The following is a 19,878-nucleotide window of genomic DNA, read 5'->3' on the forward strand; positions in this document are numbered from 1 at the left end:
TGGAATCAAGGGAGTGATGATACGATGGATAGAGCATGCTGCGGACCGGGCTACGGGAGCCCGCAAGAAGCCATCAAAGCCCCCCGTGAAAAGCTGCTGTACACAATCGCCATCTACACAGGGACGGGTATACAGAAGCCCGACTATCTGGCAACCGTGGATGTAGATCCTGACAGTCCAACCTATTCTCAAGTGATCCACCGGCTGGAGATGCCTGGGATCGGGGATGAGCTTCACCACATGGGTTGGAATGCCTGCTCGTCCTGTCACGATGACAGCTCAATGGCTCGGAAATATTTGATACTGCCTGGTGTGCGCTCCAACAATCTTCACATTGTCGACACCGCTACCGACGCGCGCGCCCCACGGTTGCACAAGGTGATCGATGGTGCCGAGATCAAGGCCAAGGCCGATCTGTCAGGGCCCCATACTGTGCATTGTCTGGGCTCGGAGATCATTATCTCCTTCCTTGGAAACGCCAAGGGCGAGGCTCCTGGTGGCTATCTGCATCTCGACAAGGAGTTCAACATCGTTGGACGTTGGGAAAGCTCCATGGGCGACATCAAGTTCGGCTACGATTTCTGGTATCAACCGCGTCACAACGTGATGGTGAGCTCTGAATGGGCCGCACCCAATACCTTCATGCCCGGCTTCGACCTGGAAGAAGTGGGCCATCTGAAATACGGGCGTGAGCTACATTTCTGGGATTTCGAAAAGCGCGAGCCCGTCGAAAGTTTCTATCTGGGTGAAGACGGGCTCTTGCCCCTGGAGGTCAAGTTCCATCATGACCCAGACAGCACGCATGGGTTTTGTGGGGCAGCGCTGTCGACCAATGTTATCCACTGGTGGAAGGACAGCGATGGAACCTGGAAGTGGGAAAAGATAATCGACGTGCAAAATGAGATGCACCCCGAATGGCCGATCCCTTTGCCAGGGGTCATGTCGGCGATCCTTATCTCGATGGACGACAAATACCTCTATCTCAACAATTGGCTGCATGGCGACATGCGCCAATATGACATCACCGATCCGCATAATCCCAAACTGACAGGCCAGGTATTCATGGGAGGCCTATTGGATAAAGCCCCAATCGTGAACGGGATCGAGGTCGCCGGTGGTCCGCAGATGTTTCAACTCTCACTGGACGGACGCCGACTCTACGTCACAACCTCGCTGTTCTCGACCTGGGACAACCAGTTCTACCCCGAGATCCGTGAAAAGGGAGGTGTAATGGTGATGATAGACTGCGACCCCGAAACGGGCGGCATGAAGATTAACGAAGACTTTATCGTGGACTTTGGAGAAGAGCCGAATGGCCCCTCGCGCTGCCACGAGAGCCGGTATCCAGGCGGTGATTGCACAAGCGATATTTGGCTATGAAGACGCATACCGTGACAATCGCGAACCGGGACGGTGCGACCTTTTTGGTCAACACGCGCCGCCCATTGCTGGAACAACTCAGGGACCAGGGCGTCGATCTTCCCTATGGCTGTGAATATGGCGGCTGCATTACCTGCGCTGCGAAACTGAAGACCGGCTCGGTGGATCAACGCCGACAGGTCGCCCTCAACAACCGCCAGATCGCCAACGGTTATGTAATCCTGTGCGTTGCCCGCGCGACGTCCGACATCACTTTGGAGATCGGGGTAGAGAGCCATGACAAGCTCTACCGAAATCCGTTTCTCGACCCGCTCAAACCCCACGAACTCAAGGCGGACATTGCGACACCGAAGGAAGGTTAACTGATGCCCGAAGCAGATATCGACCGCATCTACGATTACGACCCTAAATACCTTGCCGACATTTTGAAGTCGGTCAAAACCATTGCGATGGTGGGGGCAAGTGCGGACAAAACGAAATTCAGTTATGGCGTGCTGAGGCAACTCAATGAAATCGGCTACGATATTCTACCGGTAAACCCCAATCCAAATGTGTCGGAAATCAGGGGTCTGAAAGTCTACCATTCGCTGGAAGAGATCAACAAACCTGTTGATATGGTGGACGTGTTTCGTCCCAAGGAAGAATTTTTCGGCTTCGCCGAGAAGGCTATTGCTATAGGGGCCAAAGTTCTTTGGGGCCAGATCGGCGTCTACGACGATGGGGCAAAAAAACTCGCCGAAGATGCTGGCCTTCTGGTTGTAATGAACAGATGCCCCAAGATCGAACTCTTCCGCCCCTTTTGGAAACCGCGCCTTGATCTGAAGATATGATGGAAAGCCGAAAGGCAGTGGCTTCCTAAGTATCCAATGAAGCCGTAGATGCTCAACCCGAATAACTGGGACGTATGGCAAGTCCAAACATTTGAACGCTTCGAGTCGTCCATGGCCACAAACCAAATTGCAACCAGCATCTACGACAACCAGGTTGATAAACCCAAACGCGCGTATGCTGTTTGCAATTTGTTTAACTTGATGAGCGGAGTGTTCTCGTGCGTTGTCAGGATGTGGTTTTATTTGTGAAAAAGGTAAGTATTCAATTTTAAGATTGGGAACCGGTGATCCAGTTTGGTTCGTTGGGATGAATACTTCTGTTTATTGTTGTTTTGAATTCATTGTTCGGTGTCTCCATCAAAAAAGGTCCATAATTTTTCTCCATTTTGATCGAGTGATTAGCACCGTATATTGTGCCTCAACGCGTTGCAAACTCTATATTTTGAAAAAATATTTCCGTTGCTTGCACATCCAAAGGAAATCGTCGTTCGTTGCGAGTGGTTTAAATCAGGGATCACTATTTCTCTGTTACCAATTTCAAATTCCCTGTTAAGAATGAAAATTTTCCCTGTTAGTTGATTTAGGGAATTCGTCCGCAAGGCGTTGATTTTACAACGTGATACAAAGCTTGGCAGCCAAATCCTGGCCAAACTGGCCATTATTCCCTGTATTTTCCCTGTTATCAGGGAAATTTGAACAGAGACTGGCTAGCTTGAGACTGCTTGCACTGCCAGCCACGCCCCCAGTACCCAGATCTCAGCTCCGGATGTCTTTTTTGTCCGAAGTTTACTTTGGATGTCATCCTGGCGTTACGCGGCAGCGTCATAGGGTCTTTCAGATGCGCTGGGCCAACCGGGAAAGGACAATGGCCCAGTGTGCCCTGACGCATGCAAAAGCAGGATGCAGCAGCTTGCTTGAAATCCGGTTCGTGCCGTGTATCGTTTTAACACGTGAACCAGCCAAATTCGAAGCGCGAACTGCGCGCCAACTCATTGTCAGATGACGCGTCGTTAACAGGCGCAAGGGAGGAAACATGAACAAGTCATTGATCGCCGGACTGGCGTTGTCCGGAACCGTTTTGAGCCCGCTTGCGGCGTATGCACAAACAGAAGTCCAGTTCTGGCACGCCTTTACAGGGCGTCTCGGCGAACTTGTCGAGGCCCAGGTCGAAGAATTCAACGCAAGCCAAAGCGACTATGTTGTCGTGCAAAGTCACAAGGGCAACTATTCTGAGACGCTAAATGCGGGCATCGCCGCGTTTCGCGCACAAGAGCAACCTCACATCCTGATGGTGTTCGAAGTCGGCACGGCGACGATGATGTCTGCCCAAGGCGCGATCAAGCCGGTCTATTCCGTGATGGCCGAAAGCGGCGCGGAGTTTGATCCTGACGCTTATATCGGATCGGTCAAAGGCTACTACACCACCACAGATGGCGAGATGTTGTCGCTGCCGTTTAACTCATCCACACCGGTGCTGTGGGTCAACCGGGATGCCTTTAAGGCCGCAGGTGTGGACCCTGATACGGATCTCTCGACATGGCAAAATGTCGGAGCTGTGCTGGATCAACTCAAAGCGGGTGGTTCAGAATGCCCGTTGGTCACGGCATGGCAAAGCTGGATTCACCTTGAAAACTTCTCGGCCTATCACGACGTGCCCTTCGCATCGAAAGACAACGGGTTTGCCGGGCTTGATACCGAGCTGATGCTCAATGGCGAAGCGCAGGTGGCCCACCTCACGGCTATGGGTCAATGGGCCAAGGACGGCAAGTTCATCTACACGGGCCGCCGCAACGAAGGCGGGGCGAATTTCCGCGCCGGTGAGTGCGCCCTCTTCACCGAAAGCTCAGCAGGCTACGCCGGCATCAAGGCCGAAGCACAATTCGACTTTGACGTCCGTCCCTTGCCCTATTGGGAAGGTGTTGGCAACGCGCCGCAAAACACCATCATCGGTGGTGCGTCGCTCTGGGTCATGGAAGGCCATGAAGCTGAGGAATACAAAGGCGTAGGTTCCTTCCTGAGCTTTCTGTCCAGTTCAGACGTACAAGCGTCCTGGCATCAGAACACCGGCTACCTGCCGATCACGGCAGCGGCGGGTGAGGCCACACGTCTTGCTGGGTTCTACGACGAAAACCCCGGCACGGACATTGCCGTGATCCAGATGACCGCCAAGGAACCCACGGCCAACTCCAAGGGCCTGCGCCTTGGGTCCTTTGATCAGATCCGTGGTATCATCGATGAAGAGCTTGAGGCGATCTGGTCCGGCGACAAATCTGCGCAAGAGGCCATGGACAGCGCCAAAGAGCGTGGCGATGCACTTCTGCGTCGCTTTGAGTCGGCCAACAAGTAAGTAAGATTAAGGCGGGTCCAGGCGGCCCGCCTTTTTCCGACAGGGGACAGTTTTGGAAAAACGCGTCACATTTCGTGGCTGGTTGCTGCCGCTCTTACTGATCGCGCCGCAGGTGATCATCTCGGCGGTCTTTTTCTTCTATCCCGCCGGGCAGGCCATCTGGCAGTCGCTGTTCATCCCCGATCCATTTGGGCTTTCGGCGCAATTTGTGGGGCTGGGAAATTTTGAGTTCCTCCTCAATGACAAATTCTACCGCGCGTCCTTCCTGACCACGGCGGTCTTTTCTATCCTCGTGACCCTCTGCTCAATGGTCCCCGCCCTCTTTCTGGCCGTCCTCGCCGACCGACTGATCAAAGGCTCTGGGGTCTATCGCACGCTGCTTATCTGGCCCTACGCCGTAGCCCCTGCGGTCGCGGGCGTGCTGTGGCTCTTCATGTTCAACACCCGTGTGGGCGTGATCTCCTGGTATCTTGGTACATTGGGGTATGACTGGAACCATGTGCTGAACGGTGGTGAGGCCATGGGCCTTGTTGTTGTGGCTTCAGCTTGGGGCAGGATCAGCTACAATTTCCTGTTCTTTTTTGCGGCGTTACAAGCCGTTCCTCGTTCAGTGATTGAAGCGGCCGCGATAGACGGTGCCCGCTTCTGGCGGCGGTTCTGGACGATTGTCCTGCCCCTTTTGTCGCCCACCACCTTCTTTCTGCTGGTGGTCAATATCGTCTACGCCTTCTTCGAAACTTTCGGCGTCATCCACACGATCACCTCGGGCGGCCCGCAACAGACCACAACGATCCTCGTCTACAAGGTCTTCTCTGACGGCTTTGTCGGGCAGGACCTGGGATCCTCTTCGGCGCAATCGGTGATCCTCTTGATTGTCGTGGGCCTGCTCACGGTCATTCAGTTCAAATACATAGAAAAGCGAGTGCATTACTGATGGCGGCTGAAGTGCATGGTATGGTGGAAAAGCGGGGCGCGGGGCTGTGGCTTACACATGTCTACATGATCCTGGGCGTCTTCGTGATCTTCTTTCCCATCTGGCTTGCCTTCGTAGCCTCGACCGTCACCCAGCCCGAGATCACCAACCCGCCCATGCCCGTCTGGCCCGGGGATCAGTTTTGGGTGAACTACAAAAACGCACTCTTTTCCGGTGTAAATGTGCCCGTCGCCACTATGCTGATGAATTCCATGGTCATGGCCGTGGGCATCGCCGTGGGCAAGATCATTATCTCGCTCCTTTCCGCCTTTGCCATCGTCTATTTCCGCTTCCCCGGGCGCACGACCTTCTTCTGGCTCATATTCCTGACCCTGATGCTGCCCGTCGAAGTGCGTATTGTGCCGACCTTCGAGGTTGTCGCGGGCTTTGGCATGCTCAACAGCTACGCGGGCCTAATCTTCCCGCTCATCGCCTCGGCAACAGCCACCTTCCTCTTCCGACAGTTTTTTCTGACCATCCCGGATGAACTGGCCGAGGCTGCGCGTGTCGATGGCGCAAGCCCCATGCGCTTTTTCTGGGACATCGTCGTGCCAATGAGCCGCACGAACGTGGCGGCGCTCTTTGTGATCCTTTTCATCTATGGCTGGAACCAATATTTGTGGCCGTTGCTCATCACCACCGATCCGGAAATGAACACCATCGTCATGGGCATCAAGCAGATGTTCCCATCCGGCGATGACTTTGCCCATTGGCCGACAATCATGGCCACCTCGATCCTCGCGATGATCCCTCCGGTGATTGTCGTCATCTCCATGCAGCGGCTCTTTGTCCGCGGCCTTGTCGATAGCGAGAAGTAACCATGGCCACCGTCACCCTTACCGACATCAAGAAAAGCTTTGGGCCTACGGATGTGATCCACGGCATCAATGTCGAGATCGCTGATGGCGAATTCATCGTCATCGTCGGGCCTTCGGGTTGTGGCAAATCCACCTTGCTGCGGATGGTTGCGGGGCTGGAAACCGTCACCTCAGGCGATGTTCTGATTGGCGGGGAACGTGCCAATGACAAGGAACCCATGGATCGCGACATCGCCATGGTGTTTCAGAACTACGCCCTCTACCCGCATATGTCCGTGCGCCAGAACATGGGATACGGCCTGAAGATCGCAGGGCTGCCCAAGGACCAGATCAACGCTAAGGTCGAAGAGGCCGCGAGGCTCTTGCAGCTAGAGGCTCTGCTCGACCGCAAGCCCCGCCAGCTCTCAGGCGGCCAGCGCCAGCGCGTCGCCATGGGCCGCGCCATTGTGCGCGAACCGGCGGTGTTTCTCTTTGACGAGCCTTTGTCCAACCTCGACGCCAAGCTGCGCGTGCAAATGCGGCTTGAAATCAAGGAATTGCAATCCAAGCTCGGCATCACGTCGCTCTATGTCACCCATGATCAGGTCGAGGCGATGACCATGGCCGACCGCATGATCGTGATGAACGGCGGGGTGGCCGAGCAAATCGGCACGCCGCTTGAGGTCTATGAAACCCCCCACACGCTCTTTGCCGCGCAATTCATCGGCAGCCCGGCGATGAATGTCTTTGATGCGGAATTGAAATCCGGTCAGGTTCAAATTGGTGGGCAAACCGTGGCCGAAGCGACAGGCCCGGATGGTCCGGTCAAACTGGGCGTCCGCCCTGAACACTTTGTAAAGGACGATGCGGGGCCCTTCGAGGTCCGCGTTCAAATGACCGAACCGCTTGGCGCCAACACTCTGCTACACGGGCGGCTGACAGGCACAGATCACGAGGTCACGATCAGCCTGCCCGGAGTGCATACGATGAGTGCAGCGCAATCGCCACTGCGCTTTACCCCTCAGTCCGGCATGATCCACCTGTTCGATAGCAACACAGATCAACGGATCGACACCTGACCCTTCAACCGGTCTTTTGCAATGGAACCGCCTGACGCATCTGCGCGCCCATCCAGCGGCCCGTGTCGATCATCCGGTTGGAAAAGCCCCATTCGTTGTCGTACCAGCTTACCACTCGCACGAACCCGTCTTGCGTGACGCTGGTCTGCGCTGCAGCAAAGCAAGAGGAATGCGGATCATGATTAAAGTCGACCGATACCAGAGGGGCCTCTTCATAAGCCAACACACCTTTCAGCGCCCCCTCTGAGGCCTCTTTCATCACCGCATTGATCTCATCCCGCGTTGCTGTGCGTTCAGGCACAAAACTCAGATCAACCAGCGACACATTCGGCGTCGGCACCCGAAGCGCCGAGCCTTCCAACCGCCCCTCAAGACGTGGCAGAACCTCCGAAATTGCCCGCGCCGCGCCGGTTGAGGTCGGCACAATCGACAAGGCAGCCGCACGCGCGCGGTACAGATCAGAATGCGGCGCGTCCTGGCTGTGCTGATCCCCGGTATAGGCATGCACCGTCGTCATATACCCCGTTTTGATGCCAAAGGCGCGGTCCAGCACCATCGCCACCGGAGCAAGGCAATTTGTCGTACAGGACGCGTTTGAGACGATGACATCCGCAGGCGTCAGGTCAAAATGGTTCACGCCATAAACCACCGTCCGATCCGCACCTTTGCCTGGAGCCGAAATGAGAACCCGGCGTGATCCGTTCTGCAAATGCCGCGTGGCCCGATCGCGTGCGGTGAAAAGCCCGGTGCACTCAAACGCAATATCCACATCGTGCCAGCGCAGCTTTTCTGGATCGCGTTCGGCAGTGACCCGAATGCGATGCCGCCCCACATGCAGATGATCGCCCTCAATCACTACCGGGTCAGCCAACCGCCCATGATTGCTGTCAAACCGCAGCAAATGCGCCAACGTCTCAATCGGCGCCAGGTCATTTACTGCAACGACGATGATGTCTTCGCACCCGCGCTCCACCAACGCGCGCAGCAACCCTCGTCCAATTCGGCCAAAACCATTGATAGCTATTTTTGTTCCCATAAGAGCCACTCCGCGTGTTCATATCAATTTATGTTAGCGCTAACATATTTGATCGTAATATACCAAGCCCCTTTTGTTACAAATCCACAAAACTGAAATTAAATGAGAACTACCAATTGGTTACGAACACTTCGAATGCCCACAGCTGCCGCAAGTTATACAGCCCTCAATCTTGCGCATGTCAAAACTGCCACAGGCCGGACAGGACGCACCACGCGGGCCGCCGTGGTTAACCACCTGCGCCTGCGGGTCTTCTTTGAGGCCAAGCCCCTCCCCTTCGAGAAACCCGATATTCACCATATGATTTTCCAACACCCCGCCAATCGCGGCCAGGATCGACGGAATATACTTCCCGTTCATCCAGGCCCCGCCGCGTGGGTCGAACACGGCCTTGAGTTCTTCTACCACAAAAGACACATCCCCACCGCGCCGGAACACCGCCGAGATCATCCGCGTCAGCGCCACGGTCCAGGCATAATGCTCCATATTCTTGGAGTTGATGAACACCTCAAACGGCCGCCGACGCCCATTCAGGATAATATCGTTCACGGTGACATAAATCGCATGGTTGCTGTCGGGCCATTTAAGCTTGTAGGTATGCCCCTCCAACTCCTGCGGACGATCCAGCGGGTCGGACATGTAGACGACCTCGCCACCATCGCCCTGCGCCATGCCCTCACCAGGCACTTTGTCTTCCGCCTCAGAAACGCTGAGAACAGACCCCGTCACATCGTTGGGCCGGTAGGTCGTGCAGCCCTTACAGCCAAGATCCCAGGCTTGCATGTAGACGTCTTTGAACGCCTCAAATGAGATATCCGCTGGCACGTTGATCGTCTTGGAAATGCTGGAATCAATCCATTTCTGCGCCGCGGCTTGCATCTTCACATGCGCATCCGGCTCCAGCGTCTGGGCGTTGACGAAATACTCGGGCAGGTCTGCTTCGCCAAACTTCTCGCGCCACATCTGGACGGCATAATCCACCACCTCTTCTTCGGTGCGGCTGCCATCCTTCTGCAACACTTTGCGGGTGTAGGCATAGGCAAAGACTGGCTCGATGCCAGAACTGACATTGCCGGCATAAAGGCTGATCGTGCCGGTGGGCGCAATCGAGGTCAAAAGCGCGTTGCGAATACCGTGTTCACGCACCGCCTCTCGCACATCCTCATCCATCGCCTGCATGGTGCCACTGGCCAGATAGGCATCGGCGTCAAAGAGTGGAAACGCGCCTTTCTCTTTGGCCAGTTCTACCGACGCCAGATACGACGCCCGCGCAATCGCCTTAAGCCAGACCTCTGTCTGCGCCGCAGCCTCATCCGAGCCATAACGCAAGCCGCACATCAGCAATGCATCCGCCAACCCTGTGACCCCAAGCCCAATCCGCCGCTTGGCCTGGGCCTCGGCACGCTGTTCCGGCAGCGGAAAGTTTGACGCATCAACCACATTGTCCATCATCCGGATCGCCGTGCTGACCAGCTCGGTAAGTGCCGCCTCATCAATAGATGCATCTGCATCAAATGGCCGTTCCACCAACCGCGCCAGGTTCACCGACCCCAGCAAACACGCCCCATAAGGCGGCAGGGGCTGCTCACCACAAGGATTCGTCGCCGCAATCGTCTCGGCATAATGCAGGTTATTCGCCGCATTGATCCGGTCGATGAAAATCACGCCAGGCTCGGCAAAATCATAGGTCGCCTGCATGATTTTGTTCCAAAGATCGCGCGCCTGCACGGTCTTGTAGACTTTGCCTCCAAAGACAAGTTCCCAAGGTCCATCCGCCTTCACCGCATCCATGAACGCATCCGTGACCAGCACCGACAGGTTGAACATCCTAAGCCGCGCCGGATCGGATTTGACGGCAATGAAGTCTTCCACATCCGGATGATCGCAGCGCATCGTCGCCATCATCGCGCCCCGGCGGCTGCCCGCGCTCATGATCGTGCGGCACATCGCATCCCACACATCCATGAAACTCAGCGGCCCGCTCGCATCTGCGCCAACGCCTTTGACTTCGGCGCCACGCGGCCGAAGCGTCGAGAAGTCATAGCCGATCCCGCCGCCCTGCTGCATCGTAAGCGCCGCCTCACGCAGCGCATTGAAAATCCCGTTCATGTCATCCGGGATCGTGCCCATGACAAAACAGTTGAAAAGCGTCACTGCCCGCCCTGTGCCCGCGCCTGCCGTGATCCGGCCCGCAGGCAGGTATTTGAAATCCTCAAGCGCGGCGTAAAATCGATCTTCCCAAAGCTCCGGCGCCTTCTCCACGGCCGCCAAAGACCGCGCAATCCGCCGCCAGGTATCCTCCACCGTCCCGTCCACAGCGGTGCCATCCGCCTGCTTGAAGCGGTATTTCATATCCCAGATGGACTCTGCGATCGGGGCAGCGAATCGAGTCATGGAACCACAATCCATTGTGTATGAACGGAACAAGAACACTACACTTTGGGGGTCCAAAATGCAATCTTCTTCTTTCTTGTCCCAAATACCCAATTTCCGAGGGTGACGCCACTCCATCGCTTCGTTCTTGGCGCAATTGTGCTGCTGACAGGCCCTGTCAAACTATGTCGCAAACGGCGTTGCGCCCTCCCCACCCTTGACCCAGAGTGGCCACATCATGCACCGCGCCCAAGTCTCACATACGGATCAGGTCACCCTTGGCATCCTCATTATCCTCGCCTCCGTCGCGGCGCTGGCGCTTGGGGATGCCACGATCAAACTTATCAGCGCTGATTTTTCTCTGTGGCAGATTTTCGCGCTGCGTTCGGCCTTTGCCATTCCCTGCATCATCCTGCTCGCCATCCTCGCCAAACGCCGCCTGAGACCAACTGCCCCAGGATGGGTTAGCCTGCGCGCCCTGTTGCTTGTCACCGGATGGATCGCCTATTACGGCGCGCTGCCCTGGCTTGATCTCGGCACCGCTGCCGTTGCCGTCTACACCAATCCCATTTTCACAGCCCTCATCACCGCCGCAGTGCTCAATGAGCGCGTGACCCCCATACAATGGCTGGGTATCGTCATTGGCTTCATCGGTGTCGCCATAATCCTGCGCCCCACAGACGCGCAGTTTTCCTGGTCTCTTCTCGGCCCGATCACAGGCGCGTTGCTTTACTCGCTGGCGATGATCCTGACGCGCAGCAAATGCCAGTCCGAAGACTATGTGAGTCTGGCTTTTACCCTGCACATCGCTTTCATAGTCACCGGCGCGATTGGCCTGGTCCTCACCACGTTTTTGACCCTGCCAAGTGATGTGACAAGTCAAATCCCCTTTCTGACCACCGGCTGGGCAGCGATGGCAGCAACCGACTGGGCCTTGATGGCGGGTCTTGGCCTTCTTGGTATGGCCTTCACCCTCGGGGTCGCCCGCGCCTATCAGATCGCGCCGCCCCATATCATTGCTACCTTCGACTATGGCTATGTGGGCTTTGCTCTATTGTGGGGCGTGGTGTTCTTCTCGGAATACCCCAACGCACGCGGCATCCTTGGCATGGGGCTTGTGATTACCGCCGGTCTCATGGTTGCCCTGGGCGCGCGCCGCTACCAATCTCCTCTGCAACACTCCGCAGGCGGTTGAAACTCCAGCCCAGCGCAATAGAGTACTTTCTATCACGCTGGGGGCGTTTCATGGCATCGGCCAAATTACATCTGATCAAGCTGAGCGTCGGCTCGGAGTCTTTCGAAAGCCTGACCGCGTGGCAATCCCGCCCCGAGGCGCAAGGGCCTGATGGCCTGCCCCGCCATGTCACACGCATGTGGCCCCGGCGCGAGGCCGAACTTTTGCAAGGCGGCTCGATCTATTGGGTGGTTCAGGGCCTGGTGCAATGCCGCCAGCGGATTTTACGATTTGACGAGGTGGTGCGCGACGATGGCATTCGGCGGTGCGGTATCGTGTTGGACCCCGAACTCATCCGCACGTCAACCGCCCCCAAACGCCCCTTTCAGGGCTGGCGTTACCTGGAACCCACGGACGCCCCCGTCGACCTGCCCAAAGCACGCCAAAACGAAGACGCGCTGCCGGCCGATCTTTCGGCAGCTCTGTCAGACATCGGCGTGATCTGACATTTCTTCAAAATCTGACCCTACGTCACGAACACGACCCGCTCAACGGCGCGTGATACGGCCAATTGTGGCCGTCAACCCCCTAAAACAAGGCATTAATCCGCCTCCGCGCTGACCCGCTCAGCATGTTTTGGCCGGGCCTCAGCGAACCGTTGCTCACCTCATCACCGCGAGTTGATCACAGCTGATCGACCCCCCACTTGTCGCATCATTCGGTCGTGTCGATATGCATCGCACGGCACAGCCGAACACTTAGGACAGTATCCAAAGGATCCGAAAAATGAAAAAGACACCGAGCATTATCGCAGCAGCCCTCGTTCTTGGGGCGGCCCCTGCCTTTGCTGGTTCGGCCACCCCTGCCGCACCTGAGCCCGTGATTGAGCAAGCCGCACCCGTTCCGTTTTCCAGCCCTGATTGGACCGGCTTCTACGGCGGTGCACAGTTGGGTTACGCCAATATCGACACCAGTGCTGGTGGTGACGACGATGGTTTCATCGGCGGTCTTACAGCCGGTTACGACTTTGACCTCGGTCAATGGGTCGTTGGTGGCGGTCTGGACTATGACTTCGCCGACATCAGCATTGCTGGTGGCGCGGCCGATCTTGAAAGTGTTTTCCGTGCCAAGCTGCGCGGCGGCTACAAAATCGGCAACGGCCTGCTCTACGCGACCGGTGGTTACGCCTTGGCCGATACCAACACACTCGGCAGCGATGACGGCTACTTCATCGGCGCAGGGTATGAATACCTCATCAACCAAAGCTTCTCTGTCGGTGGTGAAGTCCTCTACCACGAGTTCGACAACTACAACTCTTCCGGTGTGGATGTAGACGCGACCACCGTTCAAGTTCGCGGCACGTTCCGCTTCTAATTCGTTGTCCCAACCCGTCCCTTTTTGATCGGGGGCGGGACGCATGGGGCGAGCACCATCGTTTCCCCTCTTTTGATTGGTGTTCGCCCCGGCTTTTCCGGCTCAATCATAGCTGCGCAACGCCGTGCGTTGCACAAAGATGACCACCAACAACGGAACCACAACCGCAAGCGTGGTGACAGTGATCAACAACATCCCCAACTCGGAATAGTCCGCCGCCGTCAAGATCGTGTCGCCCGCGCGCACATCGCGTGTTATGGTGTAAATCTCATTGAGATACTTTGTCCCGAGCGTTGATGCCGACAGCGCCAGATTGGTGAAAGACGCCATCACAGCAAAGAACGTGGCCTTCAGCTCTCGCGGGGCATTGCGCGCAATCCACGCCAGCATCGGGATCATCGCCACCTGCCCCAGCGGGCTTTCCAGGGCTGTGTCGAATATCGCGATGAACCGCGCATCGACTATCCCGCCAGTCACCGCAGCGGTCCACTCCTGCACACCGAAATAAAGCCCGATATTGGGCAGCGTGAGCAGCCCGCCGAGGATGCTCAGCACGACAACAATCCAGACAATGGACCGGGTCGCCATCATCGGGCGCAATAGGATGATCACCAAAAGCGTGACGACCGCTGTAATCAACGACAGAACCGACTGAAACTGCTGATCAAAGCCGAGCACGTCAATTTCAAACCATTTTTGCCCATCCCCCGGCCCGGGCACGGCGCGGAAGAAAAAGATGATAATCGCCGTACCAACAAGCGCCTTGGCCTGCGCTGGTTCCAGCACTGCCACCAGTTGCCGCATCAAAAAGGCCACAACGGCCATGGAACCAACAAAGATGATCTCTTGCCCAAACGGCACCTGCCCCAGCCCAACAATCAGCGACAGGGCCACAAACGCGCCGCCGCCGATGAAATACCACCAGTTCGGCGTGGTCTGCCTCTCTGGCTCATCCGCGCCATTTATCTGGCCTGATCGTTTCATCAACCCGGCCAAGACAACGCCGCTCACCGAGATCACCGGGATCAAAAACCCGATCATGTAAACCCGCGCATAGACCGCGCCCTTCTGCGCCTGATCCATGCTCTCAATGCCGGAAAACAAGCCGATATTGAGAAGCGCCACCGCCACCGTGCCGCCGATCAAGGCAAACCGGCCCAGCGCCTGCATGGTGGTGTGCATCGCCTTGCTGTCTTCCTCGCTGATCAGCGCGCCGGTTTCGTCCCGTGTCGGAACCGCCTCGACCGACATCGCATCGGCCACCGCGTCTTGCAAAACCAGACCGCAGGGGGCCAGAAGAAAGCTCAGAATGTACCAGGAGGACACCGGCATGACCGCTTCCATCATGGCGGTCTGTGTGAGCACGAAATACATGATGCCCACACTGGCGGCGACACATCCCGCCCCGAGCCAGATCAGCAACCACTTCCACTTCCAAATGAGGTCAACGAGATGCCCCAATGGCATCTTAAGCGCCCAGGGCAGGCCCGCCCAGAACGCGAGGCTCGCGATGTAGGCGGCTGAAAAGTCTAAGTATTCCTTAACGAAAAATGTACCGACAATAAGCGTAAGCCCCGAACACCCGGCCGCAAAGTAAACCATCAGGGGCGGCAGAAATGAAAGCCGCATTTGATCTTTCAGATCAAAGACAACTGCGCTGAAATATCCCGCAAGCCCCGCCTTACTCTGCATACAGACCCATCCCCTATCTGCCTTTCACGCGCGAAATCTAGGTGCGCCTTACAAAATGTCGAGTACCGCTTCCGGCGGACGACCCAGCGCAGCTTTGCCATGTGCAAAGACCACCGGGCGTTCAATTAGAATGGGATGCGCCGCCATGGCCGCGATCAGCTTGGCCTCATCCGTTTCCTCGGCAAGGCTCAACTCTTTGAACACCGCCTCCCCCCGGCGCATCAGTTTTGCAGCGGGCACGCCGAGTGCCTTCAACGCAGCTGCAATCTCATCAGCCGTCGGCGCATCCTGCAAGTATAGCCGCACCTCCACATCGCCCCGCTCCTGCAAAAGCGCCAGCGTCTGACGCGACTTCGAACATCTCGGGTTGTGCCAAATCTCGGTTACAGCCATCGATCTCTCCCTGTACTCACCGCCTCAGCAACAGTGGCATAGCCATTCTGCTCCAAAAGCTGATCCAGCTCACGCGCAATCCGCCCAACTAGCCCAAGACCTTCATAGACCAGCGCGGAATAGAGCTGCACCGCGCTAGCCCCGGCCAGAACCTTCTGAAACGCGTCCTGCCCAGACGATATGCCACCGACACCCACAAGGGGCATCTTGCCCTCAGTAAGCTGAGACAACCGCGCCAGAACCCGGGTCGAGCGCTCAAAAAGCGGTGCGCCGGACAAGCCACCTGCCTCCTGCGCCTGCGCGCTTTGCAACCCGTCGCGTGACAGTGTCGTGTTGGTGGCAATGATAGCGCTTACATTGGTCTCCTGCGCCACACCCGCAACTTCGGCCAGTTCGTCATCAGACAAATCTGGCGCGATCTTGAGGAAGACTGGAATGCGCCGTTCCATCCCGTCGCGCACCTCCATCACCCCCGCCAGAAGCGCCCGCAGTGCCGCCCCGCCTTGCAAATCCCGCAGCTTTTCGGTGTTTGGGCTGGAAACGTTTACTGTCGCAAAGTCCAGATGCGCGCCGCAATGGGCCAGAACGCCGGCAAAATCGTCGGCCCGATTTGTGCTGTCCTTGTTGGCCCCAAGGTTAAGGCCAATGACCGCCTCCGTGGGACGCACCGCTAGACGTGGTTCTGCGGCCTCCATGCCTTCATTGTTAAACCCAAACCGGTTGATCACAGCGTGATCTTCGGCGAGACGAAAGAGCCGGGGTTTCGGGTTGCCCGGCTGGGGCCGCGGTGTGATGGCGCCAACTTCGACAAACCCAAATCCGGCCTTAGCCAGCGGTGACAACGCGACAGCGTTTTTGTCAAACCCCGCCGCCAAGCCAATCGGATTCGCCAAGCGAATGCCAGCAAGCTCTGTGCGCAATCGGTCCGACGTGATCTCTCCGGGCAAAGGTGCCAAACCCGACCGCAATGCCCAAAGCGCCACGCCATGGGCGCGTTCAGGGTCAAGCCGGTGCAGAAGGCCCAGCCCGATCCGGTCCATCAGGCTCATACCATCTGGTCCGGAAACTGATGCACGCCATCCTCAAGAGAAAGGGGCAAGGCCCAATGGAGATTTTCAAGCTTTAACGGCGCGTAGAGATGCGGGAATAGCGCCCCGCCTCGTGACGACTCCCATTTGAGCGCCGCGCCCAAATCCTCCGCCTCCACCGCGAGCAGCATCAAATCATCTTCGCCCGCAAAATGCTTGGCCGCCGTCTCAGCCGCCTGATCTGCCGTTGAGAAATGAATGTAACCATCCGCCAGATCCACAGGCGCGCCGTCAGTCTGGCCCGCGTCGCAGAGGGCTTTCCATTCCTCTTGCCGGAAAATCTTGTAGATCAGCATGAGTTTGGTCATGCCTTGGCGCGCAGGAACGGTCAAGCGAATTGCCAAGGCCAAGTCTTAACGCAACCTGAACATGTTCTGCGCCGCAGCGTTTCGCGCGCGAAACATTTGGGCGCTCTTGCATTTGCCGCCCATATCCGGCCTATGGGAATCCATGAGCAAAGTGCGAGATCAATACGAAGCGTTTCCCTATCCTGAACGTGATCCACGCGACGAAAAAAAGCGCCTGATCCTGGGATCGCCATCGCTGCCACAAGAGATTGACCATTTCATCTTTGGCGGCCAGCGCGACTGGTCCAAACCGCTACGCATTCTCGTCGCAGGCGGCGGTACAGGCGACGGGCTGATCCAACTGACAACGCTTCTGACGCAATACAAACGCCCCTTTGAGGCCACCTATATTGACCTCTCCAAAGCGTCACGTGACGTGGCAGAAGCGCGCGCCAAGATACGGAAATTAAACAATATTACCTTCATCACCGGAAGTCTTCTGGATGCGCCAAAATACGGCCCGTTTGACTACATAGATTGCTGCGGCGTGCTACACCACCTGCCGGACCCCGACGCAGGGTTTTCCCAGCTCCGCGCGGCTCTCGCACCCGGAGGCGGCATGGGCTTCATGGTGTATGCCCCTTATGGCCGGTCGGGGGTGTATCCTCTGCAAGGGGCCTTTGGCGCACTGTATGCGGATCTTGCCCCTAAGGACCGCATCAAGGCGGCGCGCAAGCTCTTTGACCGCCTGCCCGAGGGGCATCCGTTCAAATCGAACCCCAATCTGAATGATCACGAGGCCGGGGATGCGGGGTTTTATGACCTACTTTTGCACAGCCAGGACCGCGCCTATGACGTGACAACCTTATGTGCCACGTTAGAGCGCACAGGCTGGGCACTATCGGGGTTTGTGCAGTCTGTCTATTATGATCTCGCCCGGTTCACAGAGCCGCCCGAGGGCATGGATGCCATGACCCAAATGGCGGTGGCCGAAAAGCTCAACGGCACGATCCGCACCCATACCGCCTATGCGGTCGCAGCAGATACAGCCCCTCAAATCGCCCAAAGCACGAACCGCAAACTTGTTCCCCATATCAAAGGGATACAAGCCAAAGCTCTGGCACAAGCCGTGCTTCAGGGCCAAAGCCCGAAACTGGGCGATGCGACGCTGTCCGAAACCCTGTCCCTGCCCAAAGAAGCCGGGGCGCTGTTGATGGCGATTGACGGGCGCAGATCGCTGCAAGAGATTGCCGCGCTCACAAAACAGGACCCATTGGCCTTTGGCGCGCTCTGGAGCCAGGTGGACCGCAAGCTCACGCCCTGGGGGCTGCTGGTCTATTCCAGCGTGCTGCGCTGAGAGATGTGCGGTCGGTTTGCCCTGACCTTGCCGCCAGACGCGATGGCGCAGCTCTTTGCTGCGCGCCCCGCGAATGATGTGCCGGGCGTGCCCAACTTTAACATTTGCCCCACCAACGCGGTGCATGTGGTCACCTCGCAGGACGGTCAGCGGCAACTCCGCGCGATGCGGTGGGGGTTCCTACCCCATTGGTACAAAAGCCCAACCGACGGGCCATTGCTGATCAATGCGCGCAGCGAAACGATTGCTGAAAAGCCTGCTTTCCGTAGAGCCGCGCGAGGGCGGCGCTGCCTGATCCCCGCAACCGGTTTTTACGAATGGACCAAGGACGCCGAAGGCAAACGTTTGCCGTGGTACATTGCGCCGACGCAAAGCTCAATGCTCGCCTTTGCAGGGGTCTGGCAGGATTGGGCGCAGGGGGATGAAGCCTTTACCACCTGTGCCATTGTCACAACGGCGGCCAATCCCCGGATGCAGGCGATCCATCACCGGATGCCGGTTATTTTGGGTGAGGGCGACTGGGCTCTGTGGCTGGGTGAAGCCGGGCATGGGGCGGCCACCCTGATGAAAGCGGCCCCGGAAGAGGCTTTGCGGTTTCACCGGGTGGACCCAAAGGTGAACTCCAACCGCGCCAGCGGACCGGATTTGATTGAGCCCTTCGAAGCCTAACCGAGGCAGACAGGTTTAGGCCGCCATGAGTCGCGCCATATCCAGCATCCGGCAGGAAAAGCCCCATTCGTTGTCGTACCAGCCGAAAACGCGAAGCAGGCCGCCGGTGGACACGGATGTCTCTGGCCCGACGATCACGATGGATTCAGGCCGCATACGCAGATCGGCACTGACCAAAGGCTGTTCGGTCCACCCGAAGACACCCCCCTGACGCACAGCGTTTTGCAACACGGCGTTCACTGAGGCCGCATTGACGGCTGTGTTGGTCTGCACTGTCAGATCAATGCAGGACACGCTGGCGGTGGGCACGCGGATCGCGCGCGCCTCGATCCGGCCCTTGAGATGTGGCAGCACGAGACCTGTCTGATGCTGAGCGCTTGTGGTCGTGGGTACCATCGAGAGCGCGGCGGCCCGGCTGCGCTCGGGCGCGGCACGCGGTTTGTCGACGGTGGGCTGGCTTCCGGTGTAGCAATGCACTGTGGTCATCTGCCCGCTGATCAGGCCAAAGGCATCGTCCAGCAGGCGCGCAAGCGGGGCGAGTGCGTTGGTGGTGCAGGACGCATTGGAAACGATGGTCTGATTGCCCAGCGCCGCCTCATTGGCGCCCATCACGATGGTGATATCGGCCTCTGCCGAAGGGCCAGAGACCAGAACCTTGCTGGCTCCAGCCACAAGCCCCCGTTCAGCAACGGCGCGCGTCCCGCCCATACCGGTGCATTCCAGCACGATATCGACCTCGCTTAGGTCCAGGGCGCTCAGATCCGGCTCTGACGTAAACGGGATTTGCCGCGCACCGATCTGCAGCACGCCGTTCCCACCCTCTACCGGTTCAGGCCAGGGTCCGAACACGCTGTCATATTGAAAAAGGTAGGCACAGGTCTCGATAGGTTCGATGTCGTTGATGCAGATGAGCTCGATATCCGGCGCATCTCGCAACAGAATGCGCAGGAGCGTGCGACCGATGCGGCCAAATCCGTTTATGGCGACGCGGATGGGACGGGTGGACATGGGTGGCCTCCTGCAAATGGG

At 57.5% G+C, this 19,878-nt stretch carries 19 protein-coding genes and 1 pseudogene; 12 read left to right on the forward strand and 8 right to left on the reverse strand.

All coding sequences use genetic code 11. From position 1 onward, the window contains the following. Positions 1-24 precede the first annotated feature (24 nt). Genes RZ517_RS14140 through RZ517_RS14150 form a run of 3 tightly spaced genes read left to right on the forward strand, consistent with a single transcriptional unit; the run spans position 25 to position 2,210 of the window. Positions 25-1,380 (forward strand): selenium-binding family protein, encoded by a 1,356-nt coding sequence (locus tag RZ517_RS14140; RefSeq protein WP_338548820.1) that lies wholly within the window; start codon positions 25-27, stop codon positions 1,378-1,380. After that, positions 1,377-1,742 carry a 2Fe-2S iron-sulfur cluster-binding protein gene (locus RZ517_RS14145; protein ID WP_338548821.1) on the forward strand — a complete coding sequence of 122 codons (366 nt, stop codon included), beginning with the start codon at positions 1,377-1,379 and terminating at the stop codon, positions 1,740-1,742. Before RZ517_RS14140 ends, RZ517_RS14145 begins: the two co-directional genes overlap by 4 nt. Positions 1,743-1,745: 3 nt before the next feature. Beyond that, positions 1,746-2,210 (forward strand): CoA-binding protein, encoded by a 465-nt coding sequence (locus RZ517_RS14150; RefSeq protein ID WP_338548822.1) that lies wholly within the window; start codon positions 1,746-1,748, stop codon positions 2,208-2,210. Positions 2,211-2,324: 114 nt separating this feature from the next. Here RZ517_RS14150 and RZ517_RS18405 read toward each other — a convergent pair. Beyond that, positions 2,325-2,519, reverse strand: a pseudogene (locus RZ517_RS18405) (ParB N-terminal domain-containing protein); the annotation flags it as partial. A gap of 724 nt (positions 2,520-3,243) precedes the next feature. On the opposite strand from RZ517_RS18405, the gene ugpB reads away from it, so the two are divergent. Genes ugpB through RZ517_RS14170 form a run of 4 tightly spaced genes read left to right on the forward strand, consistent with a single transcriptional unit; the run spans position 3,244 to position 7,406 of the window. Then, positions 3,244-4,557, forward strand: a complete 1,314-nt coding sequence (ugpB, locus tag RZ517_RS14155) for a sn-glycerol-3-phosphate ABC transporter substrate-binding protein UgpB (protein WP_338548823.1) — start codon at positions 3,244-3,246, stop codon at positions 4,555-4,557. 52 nt (positions 4,558-4,609) lie between these two features. Continuing rightward, complete coding sequence (gene ugpA, locus RZ517_RS14160; RefSeq protein ID WP_317057340.1) at positions 4,610-5,491, forward strand: sn-glycerol-3-phosphate ABC transporter permease UgpA; 882 nt, start codon at positions 4,610-4,612, stop codon at positions 5,489-5,491. A gap of 20 nt (positions 5,492-5,511) precedes the next feature. Then, positions 5,512-6,348, forward strand: a complete 837-nt coding sequence (gene ugpE, locus RZ517_RS14165) for a sn-glycerol-3-phosphate ABC transporter permease UgpE (protein WP_338551169.1) — start codon at positions 5,512-5,514, stop codon at positions 6,346-6,348. Positions 6,349-6,350: 2 nt separating this feature from the next. After that, a complete protein-coding gene (locus RZ517_RS14170; RefSeq protein ID WP_338548824.1) occupies positions 6,351-7,406 on the forward strand; it encodes a sn-glycerol-3-phosphate import ATP-binding protein UgpC in 1,056 nt (351 codons plus the stop codon). Positions 7,407-7,410: 4 nt separating this feature from the next. On the opposite strand, the gene gap is transcribed toward RZ517_RS14170, so the two are convergent. Together gap and RZ517_RS14180 are read right to left on the reverse strand one after the other, a co-directional pair. After that, complete coding sequence (gene gap / locus RZ517_RS14175) at positions 7,411-8,442, reverse strand: type I glyceraldehyde-3-phosphate dehydrogenase (protein ID WP_338548825.1); 1,032 nt, start codon at positions 8,440-8,442, stop codon at positions 7,411-7,413. Between the two features lie 120 nt (positions 8,443-8,562). Next, positions 8,563-10,836, reverse strand: coding sequence for an adenosylcobalamin-dependent ribonucleoside-diphosphate reductase (locus tag RZ517_RS14180; protein WP_338548826.1), 2,274 nt, complete (start codon positions 10,834-10,836; stop codon positions 8,563-8,565). A gap of 217 nt (positions 10,837-11,053) precedes the next feature. Between RZ517_RS14180 and RZ517_RS14185 the strand changes: the two genes are divergently transcribed. From RZ517_RS14185 to RZ517_RS14195, 3 genes are all read left to right on the forward strand, one after another. Then, positions 11,054-12,010: a DMT family transporter gene (locus RZ517_RS14185; protein WP_338548827.1), complete on the forward strand. Its 957-nt coding sequence runs from the start codon at positions 11,054-11,056 to the stop codon at positions 12,008-12,010. Positions 12,011-12,060: 50 nt separating this feature from the next. Then, positions 12,061-12,495 carry a DUF1489 family protein gene (locus RZ517_RS14190; RefSeq protein WP_338548828.1) on the forward strand — a complete coding sequence of 145 codons (435 nt, stop codon included), beginning with the start codon at positions 12,061-12,063 and terminating at the stop codon, positions 12,493-12,495. Between the two features lie 280 nt (positions 12,496-12,775). Continuing rightward, the gene (locus RZ517_RS14195) at positions 12,776-13,363 is read left to right on the forward strand and encodes an outer membrane protein (RefSeq protein WP_338548829.1); all 588 of its coding nucleotides are present in this window, start codon (positions 12,776-12,778) and stop codon (positions 13,361-13,363) included. A gap of 102 nt (positions 13,364-13,465) precedes the next feature. On the opposite strand, the gene RZ517_RS14200 is transcribed toward RZ517_RS14195, so the two are convergent. From RZ517_RS14200 to RZ517_RS14215, 4 genes are read right to left on the reverse strand one after another with little or no spacing between them, the layout of a single operon-like run. Next, on the reverse strand, positions 13,466-15,055 hold the full coding sequence (locus RZ517_RS14200) for a hypothetical protein (protein WP_338548831.1): 1,590 nt from the start codon (positions 15,053-15,055) through the stop codon (positions 13,466-13,468). A 48-nt stretch (positions 15,056-15,103) separates the two neighbouring features. Next, positions 15,104-15,448, reverse strand: a complete 345-nt coding sequence (gene arsC / locus RZ517_RS14205; protein ID WP_338548832.1) for an arsenate reductase (glutaredoxin) — start codon at positions 15,446-15,448, stop codon at positions 15,104-15,106. After that, entirely contained in the window at positions 15,439-16,497 is a 1,059-nt protein-coding gene (locus RZ517_RS14210; RefSeq protein WP_338548833.1) for a quinone-dependent dihydroorotate dehydrogenase, read from the reverse strand. Before RZ517_RS14210 ends, arsC begins: the two co-directional genes overlap by 10 nt. Next, positions 16,494-16,832, reverse strand: coding sequence for a DUF952 domain-containing protein (locus RZ517_RS14215; protein WP_338551170.1), 339 nt, complete (start codon positions 16,830-16,832; stop codon positions 16,494-16,496). Before RZ517_RS14215 ends, RZ517_RS14210 begins: the two co-directional genes overlap by 4 nt. Positions 16,833-16,986: 154 nt before the next feature. On the opposite strand from RZ517_RS14215, the gene RZ517_RS14220 reads away from it, so the two are divergent. Together RZ517_RS14220 and RZ517_RS14225 are read left to right on the forward strand one after the other, a co-directional pair. Then, positions 16,987-18,180: a class I SAM-dependent methyltransferase gene (locus tag RZ517_RS14220; RefSeq protein ID WP_338548834.1), complete on the forward strand. Its 1,194-nt coding sequence runs from the start codon at positions 16,987-16,989 to the stop codon at positions 18,178-18,180. A 3-nt stretch (positions 18,181-18,183) separates the two neighbouring features. Further along, entirely contained in the window at positions 18,184-18,849 is a 666-nt protein-coding gene (locus RZ517_RS14225) for an SOS response-associated peptidase (protein WP_338548835.1), read from the forward strand. A gap of 15 nt (positions 18,850-18,864) precedes the next feature. Here RZ517_RS14225 and RZ517_RS14230 read toward each other — a convergent pair whose 3' ends face one another. After that, positions 18,865-19,857 (reverse strand): type I glyceraldehyde-3-phosphate dehydrogenase, encoded by a 993-nt coding sequence (locus tag RZ517_RS14230; RefSeq protein ID WP_338548836.1) that lies wholly within the window; start codon positions 19,855-19,857, stop codon positions 18,865-18,867. Positions 19,858-19,878: the final 21 nt, after the last annotated feature.

Source organism: Roseovarius sp. S88 (assembly GCF_037023735.1).
Classification (GTDB): Bacteria; Pseudomonadota; Alphaproteobacteria; order Rhodobacterales; family Rhodobacteraceae; genus Roseovarius; species Roseovarius phycicola.

Bases quoted from the DNA above. Each gene is read 5' to 3' on its own strand.
- RZ517_RS14140 (WP_338548820.1), top strand. From the start codon at position 25: ATGGATAGAGCATGCTGCGGACCGGGCTACGGGAGCCCGCAAGAAGCC.
- RZ517_RS14145 (WP_338548821.1), top strand. From the start codon at position 1,377: ATGAAGACGCATACCGTGACAATCGCGAACCGGGACGGTGCGACCTTT.
- RZ517_RS14150 (WP_338548822.1), top strand. From the start codon at position 1,746: ATGCCCGAAGCAGATATCGACCGCATCTACGATTACGACCCTAAATAC.
- ugpB (WP_338548823.1), top strand. From the start codon at position 3,244: ATGAACAAGTCATTGATCGCCGGACTGGCGTTGTCCGGAACCGTTTTG.
- ugpE (WP_338551169.1), top strand. From the start codon at position 5,512: ATGGTGGAAAAGCGGGGCGCGGGGCTGTGGCTTACACATGTCTACATG.
- RZ517_RS14170 (WP_338548824.1), top strand. From the start codon at position 6,351: ATGGCCACCGTCACCCTTACCGACATCAAGAAAAGCTTTGGGCCTACG.
- gap (WP_338548825.1), bottom strand. From the start codon at position 8,442: ATGGGAACAAAAATAGCTATCAATGGTTTTGGCCGAATTGGACGAGGG.
- RZ517_RS14180 (WP_338548826.1), bottom strand. From the start codon at position 10,836: ATGACTCGATTCGCTGCCCCGATCGCAGAGTCCATCTGGGATATGAAA.
- RZ517_RS14185 (WP_338548827.1), top strand. From the start codon at position 11,054: ATGCACCGCGCCCAAGTCTCACATACGGATCAGGTCACCCTTGGCATC.
- RZ517_RS14190 (WP_338548828.1), top strand. From the start codon at position 12,061: ATGGCATCGGCCAAATTACATCTGATCAAGCTGAGCGTCGGCTCGGAG.
- RZ517_RS14195 (WP_338548829.1), top strand. From the start codon at position 12,776: ATGAAAAAGACACCGAGCATTATCGCAGCAGCCCTCGTTCTTGGGGCG.
- RZ517_RS14200 (WP_338548831.1), bottom strand. From the start codon at position 15,055: ATGCAGAGTAAGGCGGGGCTTGCGGGATATTTCAGCGCAGTTGTCTTT.
- arsC (WP_338548832.1), bottom strand. From the start codon at position 15,448: ATGGCTGTAACCGAGATTTGGCACAACCCGAGATGTTCGAAGTCGCGT.
- RZ517_RS14210 (WP_338548833.1), bottom strand. From the start codon at position 16,497: ATGAGCCTGATGGACCGGATCGGGCTGGGCCTTCTGCACCGGCTTGAC.
- RZ517_RS14215 (WP_338551170.1), bottom strand. From the start codon at position 16,832: ATGCTGATCTACAAGATTTTCCGGCAAGAGGAATGGAAAGCCCTCTGC.
- RZ517_RS14220 (WP_338548834.1), top strand. From the start codon at position 16,987: ATGAGCAAAGTGCGAGATCAATACGAAGCGTTTCCCTATCCTGAACGT.
- RZ517_RS14225 (WP_338548835.1), top strand. From the start codon at position 18,184: ATGTGCGGTCGGTTTGCCCTGACCTTGCCGCCAGACGCGATGGCGCAG.
- RZ517_RS14230 (WP_338548836.1), bottom strand. From the start codon at position 19,857: ATGTCCACCCGTCCCATCCGCGTCGCCATAAACGGATTTGGCCGCATC.